We start from the raw sequence: 14,597 nt of genomic DNA, 5'->3' as shown, positions 1-14,597 counted from the left end.
CGGATGCCAAACCCTCAAAAGGGACTTCCGGCAGAGGGATTGGGCCAATGAGACACCGCTGTAAAGCGGCGACTTCCGCCGAATACGCGATCGGGACGATCGCGGCCGCCGCCTTCGGGGCGGTGCTGTACACCGTCGTGACCGGCGACAGCATTGTGAGCGCCCTGACCAACATCATCGACAAGGCGCTGAAGACTCCCGTCAAGTGACGTATGCCACACCACCTCATCATGCCGAGGCGGGCATGGCGACCGTGGAGGCAGCCATAGCGCTGGCCGCCCTCGTCGCGGTCCTGGTCCTGGGCGTCGGCGCTCTGCTGGCGGTATCGGCGCAGGTGCGTTGTGTCGATGCCGCCCGCGAGGCGGCCCGTCTCGCCGCTCGCGGTGACACCGACGTCGGCGTCGCCACCGCCCGCCGGGTCGCACCGCCCGGTGCCCGGGTCGTCGTCCGCACCGAGGGTGACCTGGTCGTGGCCGAGGTGAGTGTCCGCGCCACCCTTGTTCCGGTCACCCTGCACGCGGCGGCGGTGGCGGCGCGGGAACCCGGAGCATCCCGATGAGTCGCGCGACCATGGATCGGGCCGGGAGCGAGGCGGGTGGCGTGACCGTTACCGCATGCCTGGCCCTGGTCGGCCTGCTGGCGGTCGCGGTCCTGATTGCCCAGGTCGGAGTGGCGGTGGCGGCCCGGCACCGGGTGCAGGCCGCCGCGGATGTGAGTGCGCTGGCCGCGGCCGGTGCGCTGGATGGCGGCGTCGCCGCCGCGTGCGGCCGGGCCGCGGCCGTCGCGGGCCGGATGGGCATGCGACCGGCCGGATGTGTGGTGCTGGGCTGGGACGTGACGGTGACGGTTGCCGGGCGGGTATCGCTGGGCCCACTGGGGGAACAGGACGTGCGCGCGGTCGCGCGGGCGGGCCCGGCGGACGAGCCGAGGTAGCGAGGCAATATCTCGTACCGAGCGGTTGGTTAGAAATGTGATGGCGCGGGCCACATCAGTGGTCGATCAATGTCGAAATTCGATGAATGCGAGAGGCGAATAGATTGGGTATCGATTGCTTTCCAATTCGTTCCCGGAGACTCATTCGAATGAATGCACAGGTAAATCCGGGAGCGACATTATCGAACAGAGCAATCCCTCAGTTAACAGGATAGCATCCCTTTTTAATCGACTTGGGTCTCCGGCGTGTCGCGGCCACCACTCAGCATCCGGATTCCGCCCGATATCAGCCAGCTGACAAGGCCGACCGGTTGGTCGTGTGGCGCTCCGGTCTCACGGCGGAGACGGCCGTGTCACGGTTCGGGAGAGCGGTCGTCATCTTCCCCGAGTTCGGCCAGCACGGCCCGCAGTAGCCGGGCCGCACCGGCCTTGTCCAGCGGGTTGTTGCCGTTGCCGCACTTGGGTGACTGCACGCAGGACGGGCACCCGTGCGCGCACGCGCAGGACTCGATGGCGCCCAGCGTGGCCGTCAGCCAGTGCCGCAGCCGGACGAAGCCGCGCTCGGCGAAGCCCGCCCCGCCCGGATGCCCGTCGTAGACGAAGACCGTGGGCAGCCCGGTGTCGGCGTGTTCGGCGGTAGACACGCCGCCGATATCCCACCGATCGCAGGTCGCTACCAGCGGCAGCATGCCGATCGCGGCGTGTTCGGCCGCGTGCAGCGCGCCCGCGGCGTGCCGGGCGTCGATCCCGGCCCGGGCCAGCAGGTCCGGCGTGACCGTGTAGAACACGGCCCGGGTGGGCAGCGTCTGCGCCGGCAGGTCCAGCGGCACCAGGTCCAGCACCTCGCCGCTGGGCAGCCGGCGCAGGTACGCGACCACCTGGCGGGTCACCAGCACCTGCGCCAAAGCCGTTGTGACCGCGCCATATCGGCGCTCCTCGGTCACCGCCTCGATCTCCAGCGAGGTGACCACCCGCGCACTGGTGCTCCACCCCGGCGTGTCGGCGTGCACCAGCGCGACGCCCTCCTCTAGGTCCAGCTCGTCGACCACGTAGCTCTCGCCCTGATGCAGGTGCACCGCGCCCGGATGCAGGGTGGCCGGAGCACGCCCGGCGTCGGTGGTGCCCAGCATGCGGCCCGACTCGCCGTCCACCACCGCCACCGCCGTGCCGATGCCGCCGCGCACGTCCACCGCGTCGTGCGGATGCGCGTCGGCGGTCACGAACCAGCGCGCCGACCCGTCCCGCGCCACGCCCGCGCGCCGCCGGATCAAACCCTGTTCGGCCAGGTCGGACAGCAGTTCCCAGGCCTGGAAGGCATGCACTTCCGCATCGCTGAGCGGCTGTTCCATGGCCGCGCACAGCAGATGCGGCCCGAGCACGTACGGGTTGTGCGGGTCGGTGATGGTGGCTTCCAGGGGCCGCCCGAGCAGCGCCTGCGGGTGATGCACGAGGTAGGTGTCCAGCGGGTCGTCCCGCGCGATGAGCAGCACCAGCGACCCCTGGGTGCGCCGCCCGGCGCGCCCGGCCTGCTGCCAGAACGAGGCGACCGTCCCCGGATATCCCGCCACCACAACGGCATCCAGCCCGGCGATGTCCACGCCCAGTTCCAGGGCATTCGTGGTGGCCGCACCCAGCAGCGAGCCGTCCGAGAGCGCCGTCTCCAGCGCCCGCCGGTCCTCGGCCAGGTACCCGGCCCGATAGGCCGCGACACGCCCGGAGAGCTCGGCATCCACCTCCGCCAGCAGCCGCCGCGTGTCCATGGCGACCAGTTCGGCGCTGCGCCGTGACCGCACGAAGGTGAGCGTGCGTGCCCCCTCGACCACTAGATCCGCCATCACGGTGGCGGCCTCGGCCCCGGCCGAACGCCGCACGGCCGCGCCGTTTTCCCCGGTCACGCCGCTGCCGAGCAGCGGCGGCTCCCACAGCGCCACGGTCCGCGCGCCCTGCGGCGACCCGTCGTCGGTGACCGCCACACACGGTGCGCCGATCAGCTTTTCGGCGGTGGCCGCCGGATCGGCCGTGGTCGCCGAGCACAGCACGAAAACCGGATCCGCTCCGTAGCGCTCGGCGAGTCGCCGTAACCGGCGCAGCACCAGCGCCACGTGCGAGCCGAAAACCCCGCGATAGATATGACATTCGTCGACCACGATGTATTTGAGCTGACGCAACAGTCGCGCCCACCGCTGATGAGACCGCAGCATTCCGACGTGCAGCATGTCCGGATTGGTGAACACCCATCGCGCGTGCGCCCGCACCCACTGCCGGATTTCCGCCGGCGTATCGCCGTCATACGGCGCGGGATGAATGGTCCGCAATGGATCTTCGCTGGTCAGCTCGTTGACCATGCGCAGCTGATCGGCCCCCAGCGCTTTGGTCGGCGAGAGATAGAGCGCCGTGGCCCGCGGATCCTGTTGCAGCGCGGTCAAAACCGGCAGCTGGTACGCCAGCGATTTCCCGGACGCCGTCCCGGTCGACACCACCACGTGCCGCCCCGCAGCGGCCAGGTCCGCGGCCCGGCTCTGGTGGCTCCACGGCTCCGCGACTCCGGCTGCCTGAACTGCGGCGATGACATCCGGAGATGTCCATTCGGGCCATTTCGTGATCTGCGCCGCGCGCGGCGGTAGCTCGCTGACATGGGTGAGTCGGGAGTCACCTGAAAGCGGGCTGTCAAGGACACGATTCAGCAACGATCTCCCGTAGCTGATGTCGCTGTTGTCTCCGGATCGACGCATCGGATCCCCGCCATTCATCGAAGCGTCACCGCGACACGCCCAACGGGTGCGAAACGTGTGTGCGCCCGCTGCCTCACCTGCCATTTCACTACAGAGTAGCGACCTGCCTCACACCCCGTTTGCCAGATGCTCGCTCTGTTATCCGGAAGCAAACCAACTTCAAGTACGGATTTGGGCATTATGCCCCTCACCTGCGCATTCGCAAGATCAACTTTTTTGCAAATTGTGGGTAACTCCGCTGTTGAATTCCCGGAAGACATGGTTCACTGGTTCCTGGTCGCAAGCTTCTGTGTTCGAGGGAACGGATCGAAAGTCCAAACCATCAGCAGGATCGATGTTGCGAACGGTGTACTAGGTGCTTTCCTGCAGGGGGAACAGAGTACAGCGGTCTCAACGGACCCGGTGGATGAACCCAGTTGTCCGCCGTTCCGGTATGGAAAGAGAAGGAACAGAATGGCACAGGGAACTGTGAAGTGGTTCAACGCGGAGAAGGGGTTCGGCTTCATCGCGCCCGAGGACGGCTCCGCTGACGTCTTCGTCCACTACTCCGAGATCCAGGGGTCGGGCTTCCGCACCCTCGAGGAGAACCAGAAGGTCGAGTTCGAGGTTGGCCAGGGCACCAAGGGCCCGCAGGCCACCGGTGTTCGCGCGCTCTCCTGAGCGAGCCAACCCCTCAGGTTCCGTCCCCCATCGCCCCCGGCGGTGGGGGACGACCCATATCTGGACCCATTACACTCGATCACGATCAGGGGCTACATCGTCGCCGTGCACCAGCCACGGCCTTCGAACACGGTATAAACGTTGCTGGCAGCGATATCGGACATCGCAGCCGTTTGCCCCAGCCGCGTAGAGCGCGTACACCAGCGCCGACGCGGATCGAGATGAAAGGTGTGTTCGCCGGTGGCAACACGAGACCGCGGTGCAGCGCCGAACCCCCAGGCAGCGCCCGACCAGGGCCGTTCCCTGCGTCGTCTCGTGATTGTCGAGTCGCCGACGAAGGCCAAGAAGATCGCCCCCTACCTGGGCCGCGGCTATGTCGTGGAGGCCTCGGTCGGTCATATTCGGGACCTGCCGCGGGGTGCGGCGGATGTGCCCGCCAAATACAAAGGACAGCAGTGGGCTCGGCTCGGCGTGGATGTCGATCACGATTTCGAGCCCATTTATGTGGTCAGCCCCGATAAGAAGGGGAAGGTCAGTGAGCTGAAGAGCCTGCTGGCCGACGCCGACGAGCTCTATCTCGCCACCGACCCCGACCGCGAGGGCGAGGCCATCGCCTGGCACCTGCTGGAGACGCTCAAGCCCAAGGTGCCGGTGCGGCGCATGGTGTTCCACGAGATCACCGAGCCCGCTATCCAGGCCGCCGCGGCCGATACCCGTGAGCTGGACAAGGATCTGGTCGACGCGCAGGAGACGCGGCGCATCCTGGACCGGCTCTACGGCTACGAGGTCTCGCCGGTGCTGTGGAAGAAGGTCATGCCGCGGCTGTCGGCGGGCCGGGTGCAGTCGGTGGCGACGCGCGTCATCGTGCAGCGCGAGCGGGAGCGCATGGCGTTCCGGTCCGCGGAGTACTGGGATATCGCGGCCAAGCTGGACGCCGGCGGGCGCGGGCAGGAGGACGGCGGGAATCCCCGGGTCTTCGGTGCGCGGCTGGTCAGTGTCGAGGGCGCTCGCGTGGCGACCGGTCGCGATTTCGGATCCGACGGACAGCTGAAATCACAGGGTGTCGTCGTACTCGACGCCGGCTATGCGCAGCGGCTTGCGGAATCGCTGCACGGCGTGGATTTCACGGTTTCCTCGGTGGAATCCAAGCCGTACACGCGAAAGCCGTACGCGCCGTTCATGACCTCGACGCTGCAGCAGGAGGCCGCGCGCAAGCTGCGTTTCACCTCCGAGCGCACCATGCGGGTGGCGCAGCGGCTGTACGAGAACGGTTACATCACTTATATGCGTACCGACTCGACGACTTTGTCGGAGTCGGCGATTCAGGCGGCCCGGGCGCAGGCCACGCAGTTGTACGGCGCGGAATACGTGAGTCCCACACCGCGGCAGTACACCCGCAAGGTCAAGAATGCGCAGGAGGCGCACGAGGCCATTCGTCCCGCGGGCGACACCTTCGCCACGCCGGGACAATTGCATGCCAAGCTCGACGGCGACGAATTCCGTTTGTACGAGCTGATCTGGCAGCGCACGGTGGCCTCGCAGATGCAGGACGCGCGCGGCACCACGCTGACGGTGCGCATTACCGGCATCGCGAACAGCGGTGAGGAGTGCGTGTTTTCGGCGTCCGGCCGGACGATCACCTTCGCGGGATTCCTCAAGGCGTATGTGGAGAGTGTCGACGAGGAGGCGGGCGGCCAGTCCGACGACGCCGAATCGCGGCTGCCGGCGCTGACCGAGGGCCAGGGCGTGACGGCCATCGAGCTCGAGCCGGACGGGCACACCACCAATCCGCCCGCACGCTTCACCGAAGCTTCGCTGATCAAGGCGCTGGAAGATCTCGGCATCGGCCGTCCTTCCACCTACTCCTCGATCATCAAGACGATTCTCGACCGCGGCTACGTGTACAAGCGCGGCAGCGCGCTGGTGCCGTCGTGGGTGGCGTTCGCGGTGATCGGGCTGCTGGAGGACCACTTCGGGCGGCTGGTGGACTTCGACTTCACCGCGGCCATGGAGGACGATCTCGACGCCATCGCCGGTGGCCGCGAACAGCGTGGAAACTGGTTGTCCTCCTTCTATTTCGGTGGCGATCACGGTGCCGAGGGTTCGGTGGCGCGGTCGGGCGGCCTGAAAAGGATGGTGGGCGAACGACTCGACGGCATCGACGCGCGAGAAGTCAACTCCATCAAGCTCTTCAGCGACGCCGAGGGCCGCGATGTGGTGGTCCGGGTCGGCAAGTTCGGGCCGTACCTGGAGCGCATGGTCGTCAATCCCGATGACCCGGACGGGAATCCGGTGTCGCAGCGGGCCAACCTGCCCGATGATCTGCCGCCGGACGAGCTGTCGCCCGAGGTCGCCGAGAAGCTGTTCGCGACTCCGCAGGAAGGTCGCTCGCTGGGTACCGATCCGGCGACCGGGCACGAAATCGTCGCCAAGGAAGGACGTTTCGGCCCGTACGTCACCGAGATCCTGCCGGAACTCGCGGAGGATCTGGACACCACGGCGAAGAAGACCGCCAAGAAGGCGGCCGACAAGCCGAAGCCGCGCACCGGGTCGCTGTTCAAGTCCATGAGCGTGGAGTCGGTGACCCTGGACGACGCGCTCAAGCTGCTGTCGCTGCCGCGCGTGGTGGGTGTGGACCCGGCCTCCGGGGACGAGATCACCGCGCAGAACGGTCGGTACGGGCCGTACCTGAAGAAGGGCGCGGACTCACGCTCGCTCACCGGTGAGGATCAAATCTTCACGGTGACGCTGGAGGACGCGCTCAAGATCTACGCCGAGCCCAAGCGGCGCGGCGGGCAGTCGGCCAGTGCGCCGCCGCTGCGTGAGCTGGGTGTGGACCCGGTGTCGGAGAAGCCGATGGTGATCAAGGACGGGCGGTTCGGCCCGTATGTCACCGACGGTGAGACCAATGCCAGCCTGCGCAAGGGCGACGAGGTCGAATCCATCACCGATGCAAGGGCTTCGGAGCTGCTGGCGGACCGGCGGGCACGCGGGCCGGTGAAGAAGGCCGCGAAGAAGACCGCCAAGAAGGCGGCCGCGAAGAAGACCGCGGTGGCCAAGACCGTGGTCAAGAAGGCGGCGGCGAAGAAGGCGGCGGCCAAGACGGCCGACGGCGTCACTACCAAGAAGGCAGCGGCGGCCAAGAAGACCCCCGCCAAGAAGGCGGCGGCGAAGAAGACCGCGGCCTCGCAGTCCTGACTTGATCGAAGCGCCCCCGTCACGACGGGGGCGCTTTGCTTTTCGGCCGGTGTGTCTGTCGGTGGCCTGTCGTAGCGTGTTATCCGGAACACGCACCAGCGGAAGGACATTCGATGACCGTCGACCACGAGCGTGAAGAACTGATCAAGATCCTGGACAGCCAGCGCGAGCTCTTCCGGATCACCGTCCGCGGCATCGACGACGAGCAGGCGCGCCAGCGCACCACGGTCAGTGAACTCACCCTCGGCGGTCTGCTCAGTCACGCGGTGAATATCGAGCGGCACTGGACCACCATCCTTGTCGAGCGTGACCCGAACTCCGAATTCGACGTCTCCCGAATGGATTCCGAGTATCGGCTGGACCCGGAGCAGACGGTCGCCGGCCTGCTGGCCGAGTGGGAGGTGGTGGCCGAGCACACCGGCAAGCTGATCCGCGAGCTACCCAACCTCGAGGATTCGGTGCCGACGCCGACCGCGCCCTGGGCGCCGGAGCGGCAGTGGCTCACCGTGCGCTACATCCTGCTGCACATCTTCCGGGAGATCGCGCACCACTCCGGGCACGCGGACATCATCCGCGAGGCCCTGGACGGCGCGAACACGACATATCAGCGCGCGAACTGACTCGCGGCCGGGCTGTCGGGGGTGGCGGCTAAGGTGGTCGGCGTGGCGGGTGTCTTCGATCGGCTGGTCGGCCAGGGTGCGGTCGAGTCCGAGTTGACGGCTGCGGCGGTGGCGGCGCGGGGCGGGGCCGGATCGTCGTCGGCCATGACGCATTCGTGGTTGTTCACAGGGCCGCCCGGATCGGGGCGGTCGGTCGCGGCGCTGTGCTTCGCAGCGGCGCTGCAGTGCACGGACGAGGGAACGCCCGGATGCGGGCGGTGTCACGCGTGCACGACCACCATGGCCGGGACACACGGCGATGTGCGGCGGGTGGTGCCGGAGGGTTTGAGCATCGGCACCAAGGAGATGCGCGAGATCGTGCAGGTGGCGTCGCGGCGGCCGAGCACCGGGCGCTGGCAGGTGGTCGTGGTCGAGGACGCCGACCGGTTGACCGAGGCGGCGGGCAATGTGCTGCTCAAGGTGGTGGAGGAGCCGCCGGAGCGCACGGTGTTCCTGCTGTGCGCGCCGTCGGTGGATCCCGAGGACATTTCGGTGACGCTGCGATCCCGGTGCAGGCATGTGCATTTGGCGACGCCGTCGGTGGATTCGATCGCGCGGGTGCTGCACGAGCGGGACGGTCTGGACCAGAAGACCGCCGGCTGGGCGGCCTCGATCAGCGGTGGACATGTCGGGCGCGCCCGGCGGCTGGCCACCGACGACCAGGCGCGGGCCCGGCGCAAACGAGCCCTGGCGCTGGTCACCGCGACCGCGCGGCCCGCAGCGGCGTATGCGGCCGCCGACGAACTGGTGAAGTCGGCCGATGACGAGGCCAAGCAGGTCAGTGCCGAGCGCGACGGGAAGGAACGCGAGGAACTGGCCACCGCGCTGGGCGCGGGCGGCACCGGTAAGGGCACCGCCTCGGCCACCCGCGGTTCCGCCGGCGCGCTGAAAGACCTGGAGAAACGCCAGAAGTCGCGGGCCACCCGCACCGGGCGCGATGCCCTGGACCGGTCCCTGATCGATGTCGCGGGCCTGTACCGGGACGCGCTCGCGGTCCGATTCGGCGCGGCCGCCGCGGACTCTTCCTCGGGCGTGACCCTCACCCACCCGGACATGGCCGACCAGATCCGCGAACTCGCGACCGATGTCCGCCCCGAGGGCCTGCTGCTCTCCATCCAGGCGGTGCTCGATTGCCGCGAGGCCCTCGAAACCAATGTGAAGCCGCGCTTCGCCCTCGCCGCCATGGCCGCGGCCCTGATCGCGGCCCGTTCCGCCTGACCCGGGCGTGTCCCCGATCACCGCGAGCTCCCGTTTTCGCGATTCGGGCGCGAGACGATAGACTCGCACCGCCGGAAGGCACGCCGCCTTAGCTCAGTCGGTAGAGCGCTTCACTCGTAATGAAAAGGTCGGGGGTTCGATTCCCCCAGGCGGCTCCAAACAAGCAGGTGGAGAGCGAATCCCGCTCTCCACCTGCTGTCGTTTCGGGATCGAATCGGGTGCCGGAGGCACCGGGGAACCGCGCGGATCGAAATCGTCTGCCTGGCATGCGAACTCATTGCATGCGTGCGGAGACTTGCCCTGTGTGATCATGACGCGGGCCGTCTGTGGAACCCGGCGTCCGGTCGCTGAACACCGATCCGAATCCGGTCTGGCCGACGCGTCAGCTCCACGAAAGATGCAGGTCAACCCGGCGTCAGCGCATATCATTGCGCGGCGGAGGTCGCCTGGTGATCAACGATCCGCGGATATTGACAGTATCTCCCGCTCAATGTCAGTCTGGGAAAAACGTGATCATGATTCGTTGCGAACAAATCACTCGGTGAACCCGGTGTGAGAAAAGTTCCCACAATCGACCCGGAACTCTACGGTCAGTCTGTTCAGCAGCGCCTGACGGCGTGTCGGCGGAGGGCTCGTATGGATCTGAACACCGTCGTCGACGTCCTCCGCCCGCCTTCCGGCCGGCCGGGTGCGGATTGGCACACGGGAGACGCGTGGCTGGCCGGGGGCACGTGGCTGTTCTCCGAGCCGCAGCCGAACGTCCACAGGCTCGTCGACCTCACCGAACTCGGCTGGCCTCACCTGGTGGCCGACGGCGAGGGCCTCGAGATCGGCGCGACGTGCACGATCAGGGAGCTGCACGAGTTCGCACCGCCGGGCGGCTGGCCGGCGGGCAGCCTGCTGCGCACCAGCTGTGAGGCCTTCCTGGCGTCGTTCAAGATCTGGAATGCCGCGACGGTGGGCGGCAATATCTGCATGTCCCTGCCTGCCGGACCGATGATCACTCTGACCGTGGCGCTCGAGGCGACCTATCGCGTGTGGGCCGCGGACGGGACCGAGAGAGCGATCGCGGCGAAGGATTTCGTCCTCGGCAACCATCGAAATGCGCTGTGGCCCGGGGAAATCCTGCGTAGTGTGCACATTCCCGGTGACGCTCTGCGCAAGCGCCACACGCACCGGCGATTCACACTGACCAAGCTCGGTCGTTCCACAATCTTCATGGTCGCGACCCAGACGCCGGGCACCCGTGATCTGTTGCTCACCATCACGGCGGGTACCACGCACCCGGTTGTGCTGCGGTTCGACACCGTGCCCGACGGCGACACCCTGCAGGACCACATCGACGCGATACATGCCGATGTCTGGTTCGCCGACCCCAACGGCACACCGGGTCACCGTAAGCACCTGGCGAAACACTACGCCGAGGAGATCCGGGTCGAACTTGGCGGCCTGCGGTGAAATCCGGAGGCTTGCGATGAGCTATATCGTCAACGGGAAGACGTTCTCCCAAGAGCCGCAACCCGGTCAGTGCCTGCGGACCTTTCTGCGTCACCTGGGCTGGTTCGGGGTGAAGAAGGGGTGCGACGCCGGTGACTGCGGCGCATGCACGGTCTGGCTCGACGGTCGTCCGGTGCACAGTTGCCTCACGCCGGCGTTCCGTGCCGACGGGCATGAGGTCACCACGATCGAGGGGCTCGGTTCACCCGAGGACATGCACCCGATGCAGCGGCAGTTTCTCGAGGCCCCGGGATTCCAGTGCGGCTTCTGCACAGCCGGGATGATCATGACGGCATCCGCCCTCACCGACGCGCAGAAGCAGGACCTGCCGCACGCGTTGAAGGGAAACCTGTGCCGCTGCACCGGCTATCGGGCAATCGAGGACGCGATCAACGGCGTGGCCGGCATCGAAGTCGCCGCGCCGGGCCGGGCGATCGGCACCAGTGTCGGCACGCCGGCCGGGGCCGACGTGGTGACCGGGCGCGCCGAGTACACGATGGACACCGAGCTGCCCGGGATGCTCCATCTGAGGGTGCTGCACTCACCCCATGCCCATGCGCGCATCGTCTCCATCGACAAGTCCGCGGCGCTGGCCGTGCCCGGAGTGCACCGCGTGTACACGTGGGAAGACGTGCCCCGGAGGCTGTTCTCCACCGCCATCCACACCGATCATCTCGTCGACCCGGACGACACCTACATCCTGGACAACGTGGTGCGCTTCGTCGGCCAACGGGTGGTCGCGGTGCTGGCCGAATCGATCGGCGCCGCGGAGGAGGGCTGTCGCCAGGTCGCCGTCGATTACGAGGTGCTGCCGGCGGTATTCGATCCCGAGCAGGCGATGCAATCCGGTGCGCCGCAGCTGCACGGATCCCACGATCCGTTCGTGCAGGACCCCGTGCACAACATCCTCGTCGAGTTACACGGCGAAATCGGTGATGTCGCACAGGGATTCGCCGAAGCCGACGTAATTCACGAAGGCACGTACTTCTCACCGCGGGTGCAGCATGCCCATCTGGAGACGCACGGATCGATCGCCTGGATGGAAGCGGGGCGGCTGCATGTGCGGACCAGTTCGCAATCGCCGTGGATCGCGAAGGGGAAGCTGGCCCACCTGTTCGACCTGCGACCCGATCAGATTCGGGTGTTCTGCAACCGCGTCGGCGGCGCCTTCGGCGGTAAGCAGGAAGTGATCAGCGAAGATCTGGTGGCGCTGGCGACGCTGGACACCGGCCGGCCGACGTGTCTGGAATACACGCGCGAGGAGGAGTTCACCACCGCCTCACCGCGACATCCGATGAAGATCACGGTGAAGCTGGGGGCGCGGTCCGACGGAACACTGACCGCTTTCGAGTTCCGCAATGTCTCCAATACCGGTGCCTACGGCAACCACGCCGGCGAGACGTTGTTCGCCGGAGGCGGCGCGATCGCGCTGTACCGCTGTCCCAACAAGAAATTCGACGGCTACTCGATCTACACCAACACCGTGCCCAGTGGCGCACTGCGCGGCTACGGCATGACTCAGCCGGTCTTCGCGGTGGAGTCGGCGATGCACGAGCTGGCCGTCGCCCTCGGCATGGATCCGCTGGAACTGCGCCGCCGCAATATCGTCCGGCCCGGTGACGCGTTGCTGTCGATCGAGGACGAGGCCAACGACGTAGCGTTCACGGAGGATGGACTGGCCGCGTGCATCGACCGGGTCGACGCCGCGCTGCGTGCCCGCCCCGACGGGCAGGCGCTGGGGGAGGACTGGCAGATCGGCACCGGCACAGCCACATCGATGCACGAAACCGCACCGCCCACCGAACATGTCTCGGTCGGGTTGGCCACCCTCTGCGACGACGGCATCTATGAGATCGCCGTGGGCACTGTGGAATTCGGTGAGGGGACACCGACGGCGCACGTTCAGATCGCCGCGGCCGAGCTGGGCACCACGCCGGCACGGATCCGGCTCGTCCAGGCGGACACCGACCACACGGGTTTCGACACCGGCGCATTCGCGAGCGCGGGTCTGTTCGTGGCCGGCAATGCGGTGCAGCGGACGGCCGCCGCGTTGCGCGACCGGATTCTGCGCTTCGCCGCGACGCATAGCGGGGTCGACTTGGCCTCGTGCGTCATGGATGACGATGCCGTGCGCTGTGGCGGCACCCGCATCGGATTGACCGAATTGGCGGCGGCCGCCCGCCGCCGGGGTACGCGGTTGACCGAATCGCGCAAGGCGTACGGGTCGCCGCGCAGCCTCGCCTACAACACACAGGCCTTCCGAGTCGCGGTGCATCGCGTGACCGGTGAGATCCGCGTCCTCTACAGCGTGCAGGCCACCGACGCCGGGGTGGTCATCAATCCCGCACAGGTGCGCGGTCAGATCGAAGGCGGTGTGGCCCAGGGCCTCGGCTTCGTGTTGACCGAGAACTATCTCGTTGACGAAAACGGCGTCATGACCAATCCGACGCTGCGCAACTACCGCATACCGACCTACGCCGACACTCCGCGCACCGAGGTGATCCTGGTCGGCTCGACCGACTCGGTGGGTCCGGCGCGGTCCAAAGGGATTGCCGAGTGCTGCATCAACCCGGTCGCACCGGCACTGGCGAACGCGGTATACGACGCGACCGGCGTCCGATATCGCGAGCTGCCGCTCACTCCCGACCGTATCTTCAGGTCCCTGCGACCGGTCCGGTTGACCTCGACCGGCTGAGTGCCGGAGACATCGATGACCCGCGAGCAGTCGGCCATCAACGCCGCCACCGTCATCATCGGAGAAACGGTGCGGCCCGGCTGCGAAAAAGCTTTCGTGTCCTGGCAGCACGGGCTGAACAGCATGGCATCGCGCTATCCGGGATTCATCGCCGCCGAGGTCAACCCGCCGACAGCTGTGCAGCCGCAATGGTCGGTGATCTACCGCTTCGACTCGATCCCGAATCTGCGCGCGTGGATCAACAGCGCCACGCGTCAGGACCGGCTCGCCGAAGGACGGCGCTACCTCGAGGGCGCACCCACGCAGCAGATCGTGACGGGCGGGGCCGCGCCCCCCGACACCCTCGTCACGGCCGTGGTGACCCATCGGGTCCCGCCTGAGCACATCGACGAGTTCCTGGCCTGGCAGGATCGACTTCGGTTGGCGGAGAACACGTTTCCGGGGTTCCGCGGTGCCGAGATCTTCCGGCCGATCGAGGGCGTGCAGGACGAGTGGACCATGCTCTACCGCTACGACACCGCCGCTGACCTGGACGGGTGGCTGACCTCGGCCGAGCGCCGGCAGTTGCTCGACGAAGGGAAGCGGTTCAGCGACTTTCGATTACGCACGATCGACAACTCCTTCGGCAGCTGGTTCGCGTTCGACGAACATGGGGGCCGGGCGCGGACGCCGTCGCGGACGAAGACGTCGATCGCGGTGTGGGTCGGCCTGTATCCGACGGTCGTGCTGCTCACCTTGGCGCTGACGTGGGCGCGGCTCCCGCTGTGGCTGGGCATGGCGATCGGAAACCTGTTGTCCAGCTTCGTCATGACCTTCGTGACGATGCCTTGCTATGTGAATCCATTGCTCGAACGGTGGCTGCACCCGGACCCTGAAGCGCCGACCACGGCGACCAACGTGCGGGGCGCCCTGTTGATCGCCGCGGTGATGGTGTTCTGGGCGGTCGTGTTCTGGCTGGTGACCGTCGTGTTCTGGAAATTGCCGTGAGAAGGAGGAGTGATCGCT

At 67.3% G+C, this 14,597-nt stretch carries 11 protein-coding genes and 1 tRNA gene; 11 read left to right on the top strand and 1 reads right to left on the bottom strand.

From position 1 onward, the window contains the following. Nucleotides 1-47 precede the first annotated feature (47 nt). Genes ACFXHE_RS15340 through ACFXHE_RS15330 form a run of 3 tightly spaced genes read left to right on the top strand, consistent with a single transcriptional unit; the run spans nucleotide 48 to nucleotide 933 of the window. Nucleotides 48-209: a DUF4244 domain-containing protein gene (locus ACFXHE_RS15340; RefSeq protein WP_379383374.1), complete on the top strand. Its 162-nt coding sequence runs from the start codon at nucleotides 48-50 to the stop codon at nucleotides 207-209. 35 nt (nucleotides 210-244) lie between these two features. Further along, nucleotides 245-559, top strand: a complete 315-nt coding sequence (locus ACFXHE_RS15335; protein ID WP_379383464.1) for a TadE family type IV pilus minor pilin — start codon at nucleotides 245-247, stop codon at nucleotides 557-559. Next, nucleotides 556-933, top strand: a complete 378-nt coding sequence (locus ACFXHE_RS15330) for an Rv3654c family TadE-like protein (protein ID WP_379383372.1) — start codon at nucleotides 556-558, stop codon at nucleotides 931-933. The genes ACFXHE_RS15335 and ACFXHE_RS15330 overlap by 4 nt, the downstream gene beginning before the upstream one ends. A gap of 353 nt (nucleotides 934-1,286) precedes the next feature. Here the strand turns inward: ACFXHE_RS15330 and ACFXHE_RS15325 are convergent, their stop codons facing one another. Then, nucleotides 1,287-3,683 (bottom strand): DEAD/DEAH box helicase, encoded by a 2,397-nt coding sequence (locus ACFXHE_RS15325; protein WP_379383370.1) that lies wholly within the window; start codon nucleotides 3,681-3,683, stop codon nucleotides 1,287-1,289. A gap of 435 nt (nucleotides 3,684-4,118) precedes the next feature. On the opposite strand from ACFXHE_RS15325, the gene ACFXHE_RS15320 reads away from it, so the two are divergent. The 8 genes from ACFXHE_RS15320 to ACFXHE_RS15285 all read left to right on the top strand — a co-directional run bounded on the left by ACFXHE_RS15320 (nucleotide 4,119) and on the right by ACFXHE_RS15285 (nucleotide 14,579). Further along, entirely contained in the window at nucleotides 4,119-4,325 is a 207-nt protein-coding gene (locus ACFXHE_RS15320) for a cold-shock protein (RefSeq protein WP_011206895.1), read from the top strand. Nucleotides 4,326-4,640: 315 nt separating this feature from the next. Next, complete coding sequence (topA, locus tag ACFXHE_RS15315) at nucleotides 4,641-7,523, top strand: type I DNA topoisomerase (RefSeq protein ID WP_379383462.1); 2,883 nt, start codon at nucleotides 4,641-4,643, stop codon at nucleotides 7,521-7,523. A 113-nt stretch (nucleotides 7,524-7,636) separates the two neighbouring features. Beyond that, nucleotides 7,637-8,143, top strand: coding sequence for a DinB family protein (locus tag ACFXHE_RS15310; protein ID WP_354831537.1), 507 nt, complete (start codon nucleotides 7,637-7,639; stop codon nucleotides 8,141-8,143). 42 nt (nucleotides 8,144-8,185) lie between these two features. Then, nucleotides 8,186-9,400: a DNA polymerase III subunit delta' gene (locus tag ACFXHE_RS15305; protein WP_379383368.1), complete on the top strand. Its 1,215-nt coding sequence runs from the start codon at nucleotides 8,186-8,188 to the stop codon at nucleotides 9,398-9,400. Nucleotides 9,401-9,482: 82 nt separating this feature from the next. Further along, nucleotides 9,483-9,558 (top strand) — tRNA-Thr (locus ACFXHE_RS15300). Nucleotides 9,559-10,036: 478 nt separating this feature from the next. Continuing rightward, on the top strand, nucleotides 10,037-10,858 hold the full coding sequence (locus tag ACFXHE_RS15295) for an FAD binding domain-containing protein (protein WP_379383366.1): 822 nt from the start codon (nucleotides 10,037-10,039) through the stop codon (nucleotides 10,856-10,858). Nucleotides 10,859-10,874: 16 nt separating this feature from the next. Next, nucleotides 10,875-13,592, top strand: a complete 2,718-nt coding sequence (locus tag ACFXHE_RS15290; RefSeq protein ID WP_379383364.1) for a molybdopterin-dependent oxidoreductase — start codon at nucleotides 10,875-10,877, stop codon at nucleotides 13,590-13,592. A 15-nt stretch (nucleotides 13,593-13,607) separates the two neighbouring features. Next, nucleotides 13,608-14,579: an antibiotic biosynthesis monooxygenase gene (locus ACFXHE_RS15285; RefSeq protein WP_379383362.1), complete on the top strand. Its 972-nt coding sequence runs from the start codon at nucleotides 13,608-13,610 to the stop codon at nucleotides 14,577-14,579. The last annotated feature ends 18 nt before the right edge of the window (nucleotides 14,580-14,597 follow it).

Origin of the sequence: Nocardia sp. NPDC059229 (assembly GCF_042754165.1) — a bacterium.
Taxonomy (GTDB): Bacteria; Actinomycetota; Actinomycetes; order Mycobacteriales; family Mycobacteriaceae; genus Nocardia.
This window is presented reverse-complemented; position numbering and strand designations above follow the sequence as displayed.